The 12917-nt window shown below is 48.8% G+C and carries 14 protein-coding genes and 1 riboswitch; of the genes, 13 read left to right on the plus strand and 1 reads right to left on the minus strand.

The genetic code is table 11. From position 1 onward, the window contains the following. Positions 1-23: 23 nt before the first annotated feature. Positions 24-130, plus strand: a riboswitch (SAM riboswitch). A 102-nt stretch (positions 131-232) separates the two neighbouring features. From LQ247_RS10970 to LQ247_RS11005, 8 genes are all read left to right on the plus strand, one after another. After that, entirely contained in the window at positions 233-349 is a 117-nt protein-coding gene (locus LQ247_RS10970) for a YezD family protein (RefSeq protein ID WP_369878884.1), read from the plus strand. Between the two features lie 85 nt (positions 350-434). Continuing rightward, positions 435-1136 carry a phosphoadenylyl-sulfate reductase gene (locus LQ247_RS10975; RefSeq protein ID WP_023857233.1) on the plus strand — a complete coding sequence of 234 codons (702 nt, stop codon included), beginning with the start codon at positions 435-437 and terminating at the stop codon, positions 1134-1136. 11 nt (positions 1137-1147) lie between these two features. Next, the gene (locus LQ247_RS10980) at positions 1148-2212 is read left to right on the plus strand and encodes an inorganic phosphate transporter (protein ID WP_231006047.1); all 1065 of its coding nucleotides are present in this window, start codon (positions 1148-1150) and stop codon (positions 2210-2212) included. Positions 2213-2237: 25 nt separating this feature from the next. Beyond that, positions 2238-3374: a sulfate adenylyltransferase gene (gene sat / locus LQ247_RS10985; protein WP_020451336.1), complete on the plus strand. Its 1137-nt coding sequence runs from the start codon at positions 2238-2240 to the stop codon at positions 3372-3374. A 13-nt stretch (positions 3375-3387) separates the two neighbouring features. Beyond that, a complete protein-coding gene (cysC, locus tag LQ247_RS10990) occupies positions 3388-3981 on the plus strand; it encodes an adenylyl-sulfate kinase (RefSeq protein WP_231006049.1) in 594 nt (197 codons plus the stop codon). A 151-nt stretch (positions 3982-4132) separates the two neighbouring features. After that, complete coding sequence (cobA, locus tag LQ247_RS10995) at positions 4133-4906, plus strand: uroporphyrinogen-III C-methyltransferase (protein ID WP_095290449.1); 774 nt, start codon at positions 4133-4135, stop codon at positions 4904-4906. 1 nt (position 4907) lies between these two features. After that, entirely contained in the window at positions 4908-5693 is a 786-nt protein-coding gene (locus LQ247_RS11000) for a sirohydrochlorin chelatase (protein ID WP_105978923.1), read from the plus strand. After that, entirely contained in the window at positions 5674-6168 is a 495-nt protein-coding gene (locus tag LQ247_RS11005) for an NAD(P)-dependent oxidoreductase (protein WP_231006051.1), read from the plus strand. The genes LQ247_RS11000 and LQ247_RS11005 overlap by 20 nt, the downstream gene beginning before the upstream one ends. Before the next feature lie 18 nt (positions 6169-6186). On the opposite strand, the gene LQ247_RS11010 is transcribed toward LQ247_RS11005, so the two are convergent. Next, entirely contained in the window at positions 6187-7899 is a 1713-nt protein-coding gene (locus tag LQ247_RS11010; protein ID WP_144497624.1) for an Rqc2 family fibronectin-binding protein, read from the minus strand. 146 nt (positions 7900-8045) lie between these two features. On the opposite strand from LQ247_RS11010, the gene LQ247_RS11015 reads away from it, so the two are divergent. The 5 genes from LQ247_RS11015 (at position 8046) to rpoZ (ending at position 12873) form a co-directional block, all read left to right on the plus strand. Beyond that, positions 8046-10718, plus strand: coding sequence for a calcium-translocating P-type ATPase, SERCA-type (locus LQ247_RS11015; RefSeq protein ID WP_020451342.1), 2673 nt, complete (start codon positions 8046-8048; stop codon positions 10716-10718). Between the two features lie 109 nt (positions 10719-10827). Continuing rightward, positions 10828-11703 (plus strand): YicC/YloC family endoribonuclease, encoded by an 876-nt coding sequence (locus LQ247_RS11020; protein ID WP_020451343.1) that lies wholly within the window; start codon positions 10828-10830, stop codon positions 11701-11703. A gap of 75 nt (positions 11704-11778) precedes the next feature. Beyond that, entirely contained in the window at positions 11779-12048 is a 270-nt protein-coding gene (gene remA, locus LQ247_RS11025) for an extracellular matrix/biofilm regulator RemA (RefSeq protein WP_003181657.1), read from the plus strand. 7 nt (positions 12049-12055) lie between these two features. Further along, positions 12056-12670, plus strand: coding sequence for a guanylate kinase (gene gmk, locus LQ247_RS11030; protein WP_003181659.1), 615 nt, complete (start codon positions 12056-12058; stop codon positions 12668-12670). A gap of 2 nt (positions 12671-12672) precedes the next feature. Next, entirely contained in the window at positions 12673-12873 is a 201-nt protein-coding gene (gene rpoZ / locus LQ247_RS11035) for a DNA-directed RNA polymerase subunit omega (RefSeq protein WP_020451344.1), read from the plus strand. The last annotated feature ends 44 nt before the right edge of the window (positions 12874-12917 follow it).

Here is a 12917-nt window from a genome sequence, read left to right on the forward strand (position 1 = left end):
AAAATTTTAAAATAACAAAAGCAAACTTATCAAGAGCGGTGGAGGGACTGGTCCGATGAAACCCGGCAACCTGCGTGTGAAGCGTAAGGTGCTACTTCCAGCAAAATGCCCTCATTTTGAGAGATAAGGAATAGCGGAGTTCCTCGTCTTTCTTTCAAATTTGGAAGAAAGATTTTAATTTTTAGGGGCAGAGGAGGAGCTAGAAGTGAAGACAGATGAACAGCTTGAAAAGGTGATCATCAAAATGAAAGACATGCTGAAAGACATGAATTACGGATCGATCACATTCGTTGTTCAGGACGGCAAAGTCATTCAAATCGAAAAAAATGAAAAAATAAGATTGAAATAGCTGACTAGACAAACTAGAGGCGGTTTTCACAGTTTTTTTCTGCTGGAAGCCGTTTTTTTGTTGGCGAAAAAAGGGGGAACCGAAAATTTTTACTTACAGCACATGGGAAGAACCAAATATCTCTTTTCAGGAAGATGACTCTTATAAAGGAGCGCTGTCCGTCTTGAAATGGGCGTACGGACATTACGGAAATCAGCTTGTATATGCGTGCAGCTTCGGAATTGAGGGAATCGTCCTGATCGATTTGATTTATAAGGTGAAAAAAGATGCGGTCATCGTTTTCCTTGATACGGGATTTCATTTTAAAGAAACGTATGAAACGATCGACGCTGTCAAAGAACGATATCCAGGCCTTCAGATTATCATGAAAACACCGGAGCTTACCGTCGAAGAGCAGGCGAAAGAATATGGGGACGAACTATGGAAGACCGCTCCGAATTCCTGCTGTGAAATGAGGAAGGTCATTCCTCTCCGCGAGACGCTTTCAGGCTACCCGGCGTGGCTGTCGGGCCTGCGCCGCGAGCAATCGCCCGGGCGGAGCAAAACGAATTTTTTGAACAAAGATGAAAAATTCAAGTCTATCAAAGTTTGTCCGCTCATTCATTGGACGTGGAAGGATATTTGGAGATATGTGACAAAGCACGATCTCCCGTACAATCCGCTTCATGATCAAGGCTACCCGAGCATCGGCTGCGCTCCGTGCACCTCTCCGGCCTTTACAATGGATGATCTTCGATCAGGCCGCTGGAACGGATCGGCTAAAACAGAATGCGGATTACACGAGTAAGGAGATGAGTCATGGAACTTGCCGCCATTTTATTTAGCATGTTTTTTGCGATGAATATCGGAGCGAGCGGTGCAGCTGCTTCAATGGGAATCGCCTATGGATCTGAAGCCGTCAAAAAGAAGTTTCACGCACTAATAATCTGTGCAGCAGGCGTTCTCTCGGGCGCCGTCATCGGCGGAGGAAACGTCGTGAAAACGATCAGCTCAGGCATCATTCCCGAACGGGTGATTTCGCTTGAAATCGTCTGCATTATTATCGGCTCGGCGGCACTGTCGCTCTTTATCGCAAATGTACTCGGCATCCCACTTTCGACAAGTGAAGTGACGGTCGGATCTGTTGTCGGAGTAGGTGTTGCTTACCAGGTTTTATATGTGAAATCTTTGCTTGTCATCGTCTCATTTTGGGTCGTTGTACCAATCGTCGCTTTTACCTTTACATTTGCGATGGCAAACATCATGAAAAAAAAGATCAAACGTCCAGCCTCGGGAAAGAAAGCAAAGGTTTTGGCGGTCATTCTGTTGATCACCGGGTTTTTTGAAGCCTTCTCAGCAGGCATGAACAATGTCGCAAATGCTGTCGGACCTCTGGTGGCGGCGCATGTTTTGACAGTCGGGGAAGGAACGCTCTACGGCGGACTGTTTGTAGCGCTGGGCGCCCTTTTACTGGGCAGGCGCGTTCTTGAAACAAACGGCAAAAAAATAACGAAATTTTCAAAAGGAGAGGGGATCATCCTTTCCGGAACAGGAGCCGGGCTTGTCATCATCAGTTCGATTTTCGGTTTGCCGGTTCCGCTTGCGCAAGTCACATCATCTTCTATTATAGGGATGGGAATGGCAAAAAACGGCGGCAATGTCTTTCATAAACAAGTGGTCAAAACGATGCTGAAAGTATGGATCGTCTCGCCGTTCCTTTCATTAAGCCTGTCTTATATGCTGGTCAGCCTTTTATTAAAAGGAGACTATTATGCTCTCATCGTCGTCACAAGCGTCCTTCTGGCATCTGTCGGGACGATCAGCCTGATGAGAGCAGTCAAAAAAGAGCACAGCTCCGTCCATGAACAAGGCGGAGGAATTTAAACACAAAGTAGGGGGAAACAAGTTTATGAGTTTAGCACCACACGGCGGTGTATTGGTTAACCGCGTCAATGAAGCATACGATTTTCAACATATCGCACAGGAAATTGAACTGGATTTAATGGCTTTTTCAGATTTGGAGCTGATCGGAATCGGTGCGTACAGCCCGATCCAAGGCTTTATGACAGAGAAAGACTATCTGTCCGTTGTCGAAAATATGAGACTGTCAAGCGGCGAAGTATGGACGCTTCCGATCGCTCTGCCTGTTGACGAGCAAAAAGCTTCAAGCTTAAAAGCGGGGGACACCGTCCGCCTCACCTATAATGGGGAAACATACGGCGTCATCGAGATCGAAGACATCTATACGCCGGACAAGAAAACGGAAGCCGTCAATATCTATAAAACCGACGAACTCGAGCATCCGGGCGTCAAAAAATTGTTTGACCGCGGCAGCGTTTATGTGGGCGGGCCGATCACTCTCATTAAACGGAGCGTAAAGCAATTCCCGGCCCACACATTCGAACCTCTGGAAACAAGAAAAAAATTCGCAGAACTCGGCTGGAAAACGATCGTCGGATTCCAGACGAGAAATCCGGTTCACAGAGCGCACGAATACATTCAAAAAACGGCGCTCGAGACAGTAGACGGTCTTTTCCTCAATCCGCTCGTCGGGGAAACAAAATCAGACGATATTCCGGCTGATGTCCGCATGGAAAGCTATCAGGTGCTGCTTGACGGCTACTATCCGAAAGACCGCGTCTTTCTCGGCGTTTTTCCGGCGGCGATGCGCTATGCGGGGCCGAAGGAAGCAATCTTCCATGCGCTTGTCAGAAAGAACTACGGATGTACGCATTTTATCGTCGGAAGAGACCATGCCGGAGTCGGCGATTACTACGGCACATATGAAGCGCAGGAACTGTTCGATCAGTTCGCGCCGGAAGAGATCGGCATTACGCCGCTGAAATTCGAACACAGCTTCTACTGCAATGTCTGCGGTTCAATGGCTACGGCGAAAACGTGCCCTCACAGCAAAGAACATCATGTCATTTTGTCCGGTACAAAGGTGAGGGGCATGCTGAGAAACGGCGAGTTCCCGCCGAGCACATTCAGCCGTCCAGAAGTCATTCAAACATTAATCAAAGGCTTAACGGCCGGGGTTTCTTAAGGGGGAGCATCTCTTGGTAAATAAAGATATTGTCTGGCATGAAGCGTCCATTACAAAACGGGAATATCATGAGAAAAATAAACATAAAAGCTCGATCGTTTGGCTGACGGGCTTGAGCGGTTCAGGAAAATCAACAATTGCCAATGCCGCAGCGCGTGAGTTGTTTGAACAAGGCTACCAGGTCACGGTGCTCGACGGCGACAACGTCAGGCACGGACTGAACAAGGACCTCGGGTTTTCCGATGAAGACCGGAAGGAAAACATCCGCCGGATCGGCGAGGTCGCGAAGCTCTTTGTCGAACAGGGGACGATCGTCATTACGGCGTTCATTTCCCCTTTTAAAGAAGACCGCGGGCTTGTCAGACAGCTCGTCGAGGAAGATGAGTTTCATGAAGTCTATGTGAAATGCGATTTGGCGACGTGCGAGGAGCGCGACCCGAAAGGCTTGTATAAAAAAGCGAGAAACGGAGAAATTCCATTTTTCACGGGGATCGATTCGCCTTATGAAGAGCCTGAAACGCCTGAGCTAGTCCTTGATACAGGCGCACATAACCGGGAAGAGTGCAAAAATCAGCTCGTCCAATACGTGAAAGATCTAACGAAATAAAACGCGGGTGAAATAGGAAAGTGCTGCACATGCACTTTCCTATTTCATAAAGAAAACGTTTGGTTTTTGTGATATTTTCAGGCACCAAACGCTTTCTTTATGATTTATAATGATTGAAGAAGACGTTGATCAGATCGGGGGGAGATCTAAGATGGGGAAAGTATATATCGTTGGGGCAGGTCCTGGAGACCCCGATTTACTGACGATCAAAGCTTTAAAAGCCATCCAGACAGCCGATGTCATTTTGTATGACAGGCTTGTGAATAAACAGATTTTACAGCACGCCAAGGAGGGAGCGGATCTCATCTACTGCGGAAAGCTTCCGGACTACCATATGATGAAGCAGGAAACGATCAATCATTTTCTCGTCAAGTATGCGAAAAAAGGGAAAACCGTTGTCAGGCTGAAAGGCGGCGATCCTTTCGTATTCGGCAGAGGCGGCGAGGAAGCGCAAACCCTCGCTGAACACGGAGTTGCTTATGAAATCGTGCCGGGAATCACCTCGGGGATTGCCGCCGCTGCTTATGCGGGCATTCCAGTGACACACCGGGAAGCGAGTTCAAACGTCGCTTTCGTGACAGGACATTATCAAAAAGATGAACATTTTGAAGAGAAGTGGAAAGCGCTAGCCACAGGGATCGATACGCTTGTCATTTATATGGGGATTAAAAACGTGAAGCAAATTGAAAGGCTTCTGATCGAAAACGGCAGAGATCCGTCTACCCCTGCCGCTTTCATTCATTGGGGAACGACGGACAAACAAAAAACGGTGCTTTGCACGGTTGAAACGCTTGCAGGTACAGTCGAAAGCGAAAAAATTGAAAACCCGAGCCTGATTGTCATCGGGGATGTCGTTCAATTCAGCTCACAGTTAAGCTGGTTTGAACCCGAGCTGAAAGATCCGGCATTAAGCGAGGCGCTTTAATATGAAACAAGCGATTTTATATATCGGCCACGGGAGCCGTCTGAAAAGAGCTCAAACAGAGGCAGCCGCTTTTTTGGAGAGCTGCAAAGAAACCATGTCCGCCCCCATTCAGGAAATTTCTTTTTTGGAACTGGCGGCACCGGATATCGAAACCGGTTTTAAAGCGTGTGTGGAAAAGGGCGCGACGCATATCGCGGCTGTGCCGCTTCTCCTCTTGACAGCCGCGCATGCCAAAAGGGACATCCCTGAGGAGCTTGCCCGCGCTTCTTCGCAGTATCCTTCCGTTAGCGTCGCTTACGGAAAGCCGATCGGCGTCGATCAGGAAGTCGTCAAAGCGGTTTTTACAAGGATCGAAGAAACGGGGACGCCATATGAACATGCAAGAGTCGTGGTGATCGGAAGGGGGAGCTCTGATCCGGATGTCAAACGGGATGTCAATGACATTTGCGAGCGGCTGAGAGACCTCGCGCCCGTTGACGAGGTCATTCCCTGCTTTATGACAGCCTGTGAACCGCACTATCTGGATGTGTTTAAACAGCTTAAAGAACGGGACGGAAAAACGACATTTATCGTACCGTATTTGCTGTTTACCGGTATGCTGATGAACGAGATTGAAAGGGAAACCGCCAAGCTGAAAGAAACCAATCCGGACGTCGTGCTGACGGATTACCTCGGCTTCCACCCTCATGTGAAAAATGCCTTTTTGCACCGCGTTGAGGAAGCGGTTATCAACAAAGCCGGCCGCTTTGATTTTACAGGAGCATCAGATGCTGCCGCTTCACATTAACATCAAAGGCAAATCCGCAGTCATTGCAGGCGGAGGGGAGATCGCGGCGCGGCGTCTGAAAACGGTGCTGGCAGAAGGTGCGTCTGCAACCGTCATCAGCCCCGAAGCATCAGAAGAGATGCTCGGATTGATCGAAGAGCACGGCATCGAATGGAAGAAGAAAAAAGCGGAACCCGGCGATTTCAAGGATGCATTTCTGATCATTCTCGCGACCGATGATCACGAGGTGAACAAGCGGATCGCCGCATCAGCTGCTCCTGAACAGCTTGTCAATGTTGCGAGTGAAGCGGAGCTTGGAAATGTATATGTTCCGAAAATAATCAACAGAGGAAACATCACCATATCCGTCTCGACAAACGGAGCCAGCCCGCGTCACACGATCAAACTGGCCGGACAGATTGATGATTTGATCGATGATGGGCTTGTCCAAGAGATCGACGAGCTTTTCCGTAAAAGAAGAGGCCTGAACCAGTGAGGTTCAGGCCTTTTAGCATTATTTTTTCAGCTTGATGATCAGGTCTTCGTCAGGTGTTACAAAAACGGTTTGCTGGCTGTCGTAGGTGACAAAACCGGGCTTTGCGCCATTCGGCTTTTTGACATGGCGTATTTTTGTATAGTCGACAGGAACCGAAGCCGAGTTTTTCGCTTTGCTGTAATAGGCAGCGATCTGCGCTGCTTCAAGGATGGTTTGCTCGTCCGGATCGCTCGATTGGATGACGACGTGCGACCCCGGAATATCTTTCGTGTGAAGCCAGATGTGGTCGCGGGCGGCAAGTTTCATCGTCAAATATTCGTTCTGCTTGTTGTTTTTGCCGACGAGAATCGTTTCTCCTGCGCTGGATTCGTATGTTTCGAGCGTCGGCGCCTGTTTCTTCTGTTTTTTCTGGCCTCCTTGCTGTTTGGCCCGCAAATACTTTCCTTCGGCGAGCTCTTCGCGGATTTCGGTTATATCTTTCGGAGAGGCAGACGAAAGCTGCTGAATCAGCTGGTCGAAATAAGCGATTTCCTCTTCTGCTAATCTGATCTGCTCCTTCACGACTTCCACCGAATTTTTCGCTTTTTGATATTTTGTAAAATAGCTTTGCGCGTTTTCGGAAGGCGTTTTATTCGGATTGAGCGGTATCGTGATTTCTCCGCCGTTTTCATCATAGTAGTTGATGACTCTCGCCGCTTTGTCTCCTTTTTTCAGCTGGTACAGGTTCGCTGTCAACAGCTCTCCGTACAGCTGAAAATCCTTCGCGTGTTCGGACTGCTCAAGCGTTTTTTTCAGCTTTTTGATTTTGTTTTCGTTCTTTTTCTTTTCGTTTGCCGCGAAACGCTCTAAATCATGAGCCTGCTGTTTGACGCGGTCTCGCTCCGCTTTTCCGAAATAGTAGCGGTCAAGAAGTTCGCTCAGCGTATGAAAGGGTTTGTTATCGCCTTTTATATGGGTCAGCTCAAGAAGGTAAAAATATTCTTTTCCATCTTCTGTCGTGATAAGCTGGGGCTGAAAACGCCGGTTGTTGATTTCGCTGAACATCTCCGTCAAGACGTTTGGCAGTGTCGCCCTGTTGGCAAGGCCCGCGCGAAAGACGGCTTCTTTCGCAAACAGAGGCGAGACGCCGGAAAAGGTATCGACGATCTGCCTGTCCAGTTTGCCTTCCTGGAAATTCAAATGGCGGAGAATATCTTCAGTTTCCGCTTCCAGCGGTGACAATTTGTTCTGGGCGGGAGGGAGAATGTAATCGTATCCCGGAAGCACGGTGCGGTAGCTGTTCACCGAAGGTGACAGGTGCTTCAAACTGTCGATGATGACATCTTTTTCTCCGTCGGTTAACACGATGTTGCTGTGCCTTCCCATGATTTCAACCATCAGCTTTCTTGTCAGCGTGTCGCCGATTTCGTTCCGGCTCCTGATATGAAAGACCATCATTCTGTCCATGCCGACTTGCTCGACTCGGTCGATAAAGCCGCCTTCCAGATGCTTCCGGAGGAGCATGCAGAACATCGGAGGGGTGCTCGGGTTGTCATAGGTTTCGTTTGTCAGGTGAACCCGCGCATAACTCGGGTGAGCGGAGAGCAGCAATTTGCGGTTCTGCCCGTTCGCTCTGATATGAAACACCAGCTCGTGCTTAAACGGCTGGTGGATTTTTGCGATTCGTCCGCCTCGAATCGTTTCATTTAATTCTTCGATCATTCCGTATGTAAAAATGCCGTCAAAAGACATATGAAAAACTCCCTTTTCTCGTTAATCCTCTTCGTAAAGCGTCTATTCAATAATTATAGCATGATTTGGGACGAGTCTGAATAAATTGACTTATAGAGATGGATATACCAAGAGCAACCTTTAGGGCAGGAGGAGTGGACGATTCAATGAAATGGCACGAGATGGGACAAACCGAATTGTTAAACATAACAAAAACGTCCATCGGCAAAGGTTTAACAGAAAAAGAGGCCGAAAAGCGGCTGGAAAGACACGGAACAAACGAACTTCAGGAAGGGGAAAAAACATCGGCGATCGCACTGTTTTTTTCTCAATTCAAGGACTTCATGGTTCTTGTTTTGCTTGCGGCCACGTTGATCTCTGGTTTCCTCGGGGAGTATATTGACGCCATCGCGATCATTGCGATCATCTTTGTAAACGGCATTCTCGGCTTCTTTCAGGAGAGACGAGCGGAAAGATCGCTCGAGGCTTTGAAGGAACTGTCGGCTCCTCAAGTGGCTGTGCTCCGGGAGGGGGAATGGGTAAAGATCCCTTCCAAAGAGCTCGTTCCGGGAGATGTTGTCCGTTTTGCAAGCGGAGACAGAATCGGCGCCGATCTCAGGCTTGTCGAGACAAAGAGCCTTGAAATAGAAGAATCGGCTCTTACGGGTGAATCGCTTCCCGTGTCTAAACAGGCAGAAGCTTTTCAGGCGTCCGACGTATCGCTGGGCGATCTGAAGAATATGGCTTTCATGGGAACGTTGGTCACAAGGGGGAGCGGCACCGGCGTCGTTATCGGCACGGGAATGAACTCTGCGATGGGAAAAATCGCCGATATGCTCGAATCTGCCGGGAATACGGCGACCCCGCTGCAAAGAAGGCTTGAAGAGCTCGGCAAAATTTTGATTGTCGCCGCTTTGTTCCTGACGCTGCTTGTCGTTGCTGCCGGAGTCATCCAGGGGCATGACCTATACAGCATGTTTTTAGCGGGCGTTTCCCTTGCCGTCGCTGCCATACCTGAAGGGCTGCCGGCCATTGTCACGGTCGCTCTGTCTCTCGGCGTACAGCGGATGATCAGGCAAAAGTCGATCGTCAGAAAGCTCCCCGCGGTTGAGACGCTCGGCTGCGCGTCCATAATTTGCTCCGATAAAACCGGGACGATGACGCAGAACAAAATGACGGTCACCCATGTCTGGTCAGGCGGGAAAACGTGGAACGTGTCAGGGATCGGCTACGAACCCGAAGGCTCCTTCACCATGAACGGGCGCGACGTGCAAGCCAGGCATCATAAACCGCTCCAACAGGTCCTTCTGTTCGGCGCATTATGCAATTCATCTTCGATTATCGAAAAAGACGGGGAGTTTCGTCTTGACGGCGATCCCACCGAAGGCGCTTTGCTGACGGCAGCACGAAAAGCGGGTTTTACGGACAGATATGTTGACGAACATTTTAAAATCATCGAGGAGTTTCCGTTTGATTCGACGCGGAAAATGATGTCTGTCATTGCGGAAGATAAGAGCGGCAAGCGCTTTGTCATCACAAAGGGCGCGCCTGATGTATTGATGAAGCGTTCGTCGCATACGCTGACGGACGAAAAGCGCGAAATCTTCACAAAGGCAAGACTCGCCGAAACAAGCGCGGCGCTGGAAACGCTTGCGTCCCAAGCGCTGAGGACGATTGCTGTCGCGTATAAACCGATCAAAGAAACAGAAAATCTCTCGCTCGAAAAAGCGGAGTCAGGCTTAACTTTCATCGGGCTGTTAGGGATGATCGATCCGCCGCGGCCCGAAGTGAAAACAGCGATTAAAGAGTGCCGGGAAGCGGGGATCAAAACAGTGATGATCACCGGCGATCATGTGATAACGGCAACAGCCATCGCAAAAGATCTCGGGTTATTGCCGCCGCGCGGAAAGGTCGTGGACGGCCAGATGCTGAACGAGCTCTCGCAGGAAGAATTGGCGGAAATTGTTGACGATGTTTACGTGTTTGCAAGGGTGTCGCCCGAACATAAGCTGAAGATCGTGACCGCCTACCAGGAAAACGGCCACATCGTCGCCATGACTGGAGACGGAGTCAATGATGCCCCTGCGATTAAACAGGCGGATATTGGCATTTCGATGGGGATTACGGGAACGGATGTTGCCAAGGAGGCATCATCGCTCATTCTTGTCGATGATAATTTTGCGACGATTAAATCGGCCATCAAGGAAGGACGCAATATCTATGAAAATATTAGAAAGTTCATCAGATATTTGCTCGCATCCAATGTCGGCGAAATTTTGGTCATGCTGTTTGCGATGCTGCTCGCTCTGCCGCTGCCGCTTGTTCCGATACAGATTCTATGGGTCAACCTTGTGACGGACGGCCTGCCTGCCATGGCGCTCGGCATGGATCAGCCTGAAGACGATGTGATGCAGAGGAAGCCGCGAAGTCCGAAAGAAGGCGTGTTTGCAAGGGGGCTCGGCTGGAAGGTCGTATCGCGCGGCTTTTTAATCGGAATTGCCACACTCGGGGCGTTTATGTTCATTTACAATCGCAACCCGGAAGCGCTTGAGTATGCTCAGACGGTCGCTTTTGCAACGCTCGTCCTTGCACAGCTGATCCATGTGTTCGACTGCCGGAGCGAGCGGTCTATCTTTGACCGCAATCCGTTTGAAAACATTTATTTGCTCGGCGCAGTATTGTCTTCGATTCTTTTAATGCTTGTCGTTATTTATTATCCGCCGCTGCAGCCGATTTTCCATACGGTTCCGATTTTAATGGCAGACTGGCTCCTGATTGTCGGAATGTCGGCGATTCCAACTTTTTTATTGGCCGGGTCACTTTTGACAAGAAAAAAATAGGCTTGTATGATATAATCTTAAAGGTAATAGAGGTTTCTATTGCCTTTTCATCTTGCGTAAATTTAAATCAAAGAAGTCTTTTTCACTTATACGGAATTGGGTGTGTTTTATGATACGGAGTATGACCGGTTTCGGCAGCGCGAGCAAAACGAAGGATGGGCTGACAGCAGCTGTTGAGCTGAAATCTGTCAACTATCGGTTTAAAGAAGTAAACGCACGCATGCCAAGACCTTTGCTCTATTTAGAAGACAAAATAAAGCAAACGATTTTTAAACATATACAAAGGGGGCGGCTGGAGCTGTTCGTGTCCGTTGACGACGAGGCTCTGGTCACCCGGAAAATCCAGGTTGACTGGCCGCTGCTTGAGGAGTACCAGAAAGCCGCGCGCGAAATGAAAGAGCGCTGCCGGCTTTCTGGAGAGATCACGCTTCAAGACGCCTTTCAGTTTGACCATGTCATCCAAGTTGAAGAAGAGACGATCCAAAACGACAAGCTTGAAGAAGTCCTTCTTGAAGCGGTCGAGGCTGCCGTTCTTGAATTATGCAGCATGCGCGAAGCAGAAGGGCTGAGGCTGAAGGATGACTGCCTTCAGCATATTGAAAGGCTTGAAAAGCTGACAGACGACATTGCAGAGCTTGCTCCCAAGGTCGTCGGCCACTATCGGGAACGCCTTGAGGCGCGCCTTGAAGAATGGTCAACAGACGGTCTCGATGAAAGCCGTCTGCTGACGGAAGTCGCACTGTTTGCAGACCGATCGGATATCACGGAAGAAGTGACGAGGCTGAAAAGCCATTTCCGCCAGTTCCGCGATATTTGCGAAGCGGGTGGGGCCGCGGGGAGAAAGCTCGACTTCCTCGTCCAGGAGCTGAACCGTGAAGCGAACACGATCGGTTCAAAAGCGAATGATCACCAGATCACAAAACATGTGGTCGAAATGAAAAGCTCTATTGAAAAAATAAAAGAACAAGTGCAAAATATAGAATAGCGATTGTGCGTATTGTTTACGGATGTTCTCTGCAGGTTAAACTAGAGACGTCCAAGTACAGGGGGAACGTATAGGATGACGATTAAACTGATCAATATCGGCTTTGGTAATATCATATCCGCGAATCGGCTGATCTCGATTGTGAGTCCGGAGTCCGCGCCTATTAAGCGGATGATCCAGGATGCCAGAGACCGCGGCATGCTTATAGATGCTACATATGGAAGAAGAACCCGTGCGGTTGTCATTATGGACAGTGACCATATCATCTTATCTGCCGTCCAGCCTGAGACAGTAGCACAAAGGCTTTCCGTTAAAGAAGAAATTATGGATGAAGGGCAGGGATAAGAGCTTTATGAAAGAAAGAGGTTTATTAATCGTTCTCTCCGGCCCTTCCGGCGTCGGAAAAGGAACAGTCAGGCAGGCGCTGTTTGCTCAGGAGGACACAAAATTTGAATATTCGATTTCGGTGACGACAAGAAAACCGCGGCAAGGCGAAAGAGACGGTGTCGACTACTTTTTTAAGACGCGCGAAGAGTTCGAAGAGATGATCGAGAACAACAAGCTGCTCGAATGGGCCGAATATGTCGGCAACTATTACGGAACACCCGTTGACTACGTCGAACAGACCCTTGAAAGCGGCAGGGACGTTTTTCTCGAAATTGAAGTCCAAGGTGCGCTGCAAGTCAGAAAGGCATTTCCTGAAGGCCTGTTTATCTTTTTGGCGCCTCCGAGTCTCGCCGAATTGAAAAACCGGATTGTCACAAGAGGGACAGAAACAGAAGCCCTGATCGAAAACCGGATGAAAGCGGCGAAGGAAGAAATCGAACTGATGGACGCCTACGATTATGTTGTCGAAAATGACAGCATTGAGCTTGCGTGCGAAAGAATCAAAGCAATCGTTCTCGCCGAACATTTACGGCGCGACCGCGTTGCTCCAAGATATAAGAAAATGCTGGAGGTTGAATAATTATGCTAGATCCGTCAATTGACTCTTTAATGAATAAACTGGATTCAAAATACACGCTCGTTACCGTATCGGCCCGACGCGCCCGCGAAATGCAGATCAACAAAGACGCGCAGATCGAAAATCCGAAGTCGCATAAATTTGTAGGCAAAGCGCTGGAAGAAATTGATGCCGGACTGCTTACATTCGAAAAGGAAAATCGCTAATAGCCTTAAAAATAGCAACCTATACACTAGGTTGTTATTTTTTT

This window comes from Bacillus sp. BS3(2021), assembly GCF_021043345.1.
GTDB lineage: Bacteria > Bacillota > Bacilli > Bacillales > Bacillaceae > Bacillus > Bacillus paralicheniformis.